We start from the raw sequence: 3,136 nt of genomic DNA, 5'->3' as shown, positions 1-3,136 counted from the left end.
AAGCGCAATCCGGTCCTGACCGAAAACCTGACCGGTCTTGCGCGGCTGGTACGGATGGCGGTGATCCCGGCGATGGAGAACGTCGCCCTGTGGCACGAACGCGACATCAGCCATTCCTCGGTCGAACGCGGCATCGCACCCGACGCGACGATCACGCTGGATTTCGCGCTGAACCGGCTGGCCGGGGTGATCGAGAAGCTGGTGATCTATCCCGAGACGATGCTGGCCAACATGAACAGGTTCAAGGGTCTGGTGATGTCGCAGCGCGTGCTTCTGGCGCTGACCCAGGCCGGCGTCTCGCGCGAGGATGCCTATCGCCTGGTGCAGCGAAACGCCATGAAGGTCTGGGAGGAAGGCAAGGATTTCAAACAGGAATTGCTGGCCGATCCGGATGTGACCGCGGCACTGAGCCCGGACCAGATCGAAGAGAAATTCGATCTGGGCTATCATACCAGACATGTCGATACGATCTTCCGCCGCGTATTCGATTCAAATCTTGGGTAATTATTCCCGGCGCCGATAACGGCCTGTTAGCCAGATCCTGCCAGATTGGCCCGCATGACAGATGACGGACCGACCAGGGGGCAGCAGACGATGACCGGGGCAAGACTGAGCCAGCGGCAGAAAGCCGCGGTGATCGTGCGGCTTCTTCTGGACGATGACGAGGCGTCCGGCCTTGCGCGGCTGGACAGCGACAGTCAGACATTGGTGGCCGAAGAAATGGCGCGGATGGAACTGGTGGACCGTGACACCCGCGACGCCGTCATCACCGAATTCTGCGACCGGCTGGAATCGGTGGGCGTGACCTTTCCCGGCAATCTCGACGGCACGCTGGCGATGCTGGGCGCACGATTGTCGGAAGACAGCGTTGACCGGCTGCGGCGGCTGTCGGCGATGTCCGGCAAGGGCGATCCCTGGACCCGCCTTGCCAGCCAGCCCGTCAATCGGCTTATCGCGGTGGCCAATTCGGAATCGGTCGAAATCGTCGCGCTGATGCTGGCCAAGCTGCCGGTTTCGAAGGCGTCCGAGACATTTTCCGCCCTGTCGCGCGAACGTGCGCATGAGGTTGCGCAGGCAATCTCGATGACCGGCGGCGTCAGCGCACAGGCCCTGCATCGCGTGGGTCTGGTGCTGCTGCAGGCGGCCGAGGCCCTGCCGCGACCGGCGATCGAAACCCCGGCCAGCGAACGGATGGGGGCGATTCTGAATTTCGCCGCCGCTGATCTGCGCGAAGAGGTTCTGGACAATCTGGACCGGCAGGATGCCGACTTCGCCGGCGGCGTGCGCCGCGCGATCTTTACCTTCGATCACATCCCGCGCCGTGTCCAGGCCCGCGACTTGCCGCGCATCGTCCGCGAGGTCGAGCAGCCCGTGCTGCTGCGCGCGTTGTCAGCCGGTTCCGATGCCGACGCGGCGGCTGCCGAATTCATCCTTTCGAACCTCTCTCAACGCATGGCCGACGGATTGCGCGACGAACGCGAGGGACTGAGCAACCTTCGCCCCGCCGAAATCGAGGAGGCGACGAAACAGGTGGTGACGGTCATCCGCAGGCTGGAAACCGAAGGTGAGATCACGCTGATCCCGATGGCCGAGGAGGAAGATAACTGACCCCCGGCCGATTGGCGCGGAGAATCCTGTCACCACCGCGATCATTCTGGCGGACTGCAACCGAAGGACCCGGCGGAACGACACGGCCTCTTGCGTCGCCGGACCGGCGATCCGATAAGATCTGCCGGAGCCTGCCTTGACCAACCTGATCGCGTATATTCTGTTTGCCCTGATCGTCGCGATTTTCGCCGCCGATCATTTCCTTCTGAACCTGGGACTGCCGGTCATGGTCGGCAAGGCGATGGATCGCTTTATCGAATATCTCAGCTTCTGGCGCTGAAAGCCTTGGGCCCGGTGCAAGGGCTATGGGGTGGCCTCGTGACGAAGTTCGCAACAACGAGGGATTTGCATCCGCGAGAAGCGCAGGCTAGAGCATGGCGCAACGTCATCTGGTCGGGAGAGATAACCATGGCAGTCAAGGTCGCCATCAACGGTTTCGGTCGCATCGGGCGCAACGTGCTGCGCGCCATCATCGAATCGGGCCGCACCGATATCGAGGTGGTCGCCATCAATGATCTGGGCCCGGTCGAGACCAATGCCCACCTTCTGCGCTATGACAGCGTGCATGGCCGCTTTCCGGCCACGGTGACGGTCAGCGGCGATACGATCGATGTGGGTCGCGGCCCGATCAAGGTCACCGCGATCCGCAATCCGGCCGATCTGCCCTGGGCCGAAATCGACGTCATCATGGAATGCACCGGCATCTTCGCCTCGAAGGAGAAATGCCAGCCGCATCTGACGACCGGCGCCAAGCGCGTGCTGATCTCGGCCCCCGGCGAAGGCGCCGACAAGACCATCGTCTTCGGCGTCAACGATGACACGCTGACGGCCGAGGATCTGGTCGTCTCGAACGCAAGCTGCACCACCAATTGCCTGGCGCCCGTCGCCAAGGTGCTGAACGACGCGATCGGCATCGACCGCGGCTTCATGACCACGATCCATTCCTATACCGGCGACCAGCCGACGCTGGACACGATGCACAAGGATCTGTATCGCGCCCGCGCCGCCGCCTTGTCGATGATCCCCACCTCCACCGGCGCCGCAAAGGCCGTGGGCCTGGTGCTGCCGGAACTCAAGGGCCGTCTGGACGGTGTGGCGATCCGTGTGCCGACACCCAATGTCTCGGTCGTCGATCTGGTCTTCGAGGCCAAGCGCGAGACCAGCGTCGAGGAAATCAACCAGGCGATCAGGGCCGCCGCCGATGGATCGCTGGACGGTATTCTGGGCTATACCGAGGAAAAGCTCGTTTCGTCGGACTTCAACCACGATCCGCGTTCCTCGGTATTCCACATGGACCAGACCAAGGTCATGGAAGGCAAGCTGTGCCGCATTCTGACCTGGTATGACAATGAATGGGGCTTTTCGAACCGCATGTCCGATACGGCGGTCGCGATGGGCAGGCTGATCTGAAACCGGGACAGCCGGAAAAGTGCCGCGGCGGGGCTATGGCCCCGCCGTTTTCATCTGGTCCTTCAGGTCTTTATTCCAGATAGATCATCTTGCGTGTCATGCCGCCATCGACCACGAA

The 3,136-nt window shown here is 62.5% G+C and carries 3 protein-coding genes and 1 pseudogene; all 4 read left to right on the top strand.

Annotation, left to right across the window (positions count from 1 at the left end):
• Window positions 1-504: pseudogene (locus B4A72_RS13675) on the top strand (adenylosuccinate lyase); the annotation flags it as partial.
• A 90-nt stretch (window positions 505-594) separates the two neighbouring features.
• On the top strand, window positions 595-1,608 hold the full coding sequence (locus B4A72_RS13670; protein WP_292956967.1) for a FliG C-terminal domain-containing protein: 1,014 nt from the start codon (window positions 595-597) through the stop codon (window positions 1,606-1,608).
• 136 nt (window positions 1,609-1,744) lie between these two features.
• On the top strand, window positions 1,745-1,888 hold the full coding sequence (locus B4A72_RS13665) for a hypothetical protein (RefSeq protein ID WP_292956964.1): 144 nt from the start codon (window positions 1,745-1,747) through the stop codon (window positions 1,886-1,888).
• A 128-nt stretch (window positions 1,889-2,016) separates the two neighbouring features.
• Window positions 2,017-3,018: a type I glyceraldehyde-3-phosphate dehydrogenase gene (gene gap, locus B4A72_RS13660; protein ID WP_292978840.1), complete on the top strand. Its 1,002-nt coding sequence runs from the start codon at window positions 2,017-2,019 to the stop codon at window positions 3,016-3,018.
• The last annotated feature ends 118 nt before the right edge of the window (window positions 3,019-3,136 follow it).

Source organism: Paracoccus sp. UBA5162 (assembly GCF_002413585.1).
Taxonomy (GTDB): Bacteria; Pseudomonadota; Alphaproteobacteria; order Rhodobacterales; family Rhodobacteraceae; genus Paracoccus.
Note: the sequence above shows the minus strand (reverse complement) of the source record. Positions and strands in the feature narration are given on the sequence as shown.

Bases quoted from the DNA above. Each gene is read 5' to 3' on its own strand.
- gap (WP_292978840.1), top strand. From the start codon at position 2,017: ATGGCAGTCAAGGTCGCCATCAACGGTTTCGGTCGCATCGGGCGCAAC.
- B4A72_RS13670 (WP_292956967.1), top strand. From the start codon at position 595: ATGACCGGGGCAAGACTGAGCCAGCGGCAGAAAGCCGCGGTGATCGTG.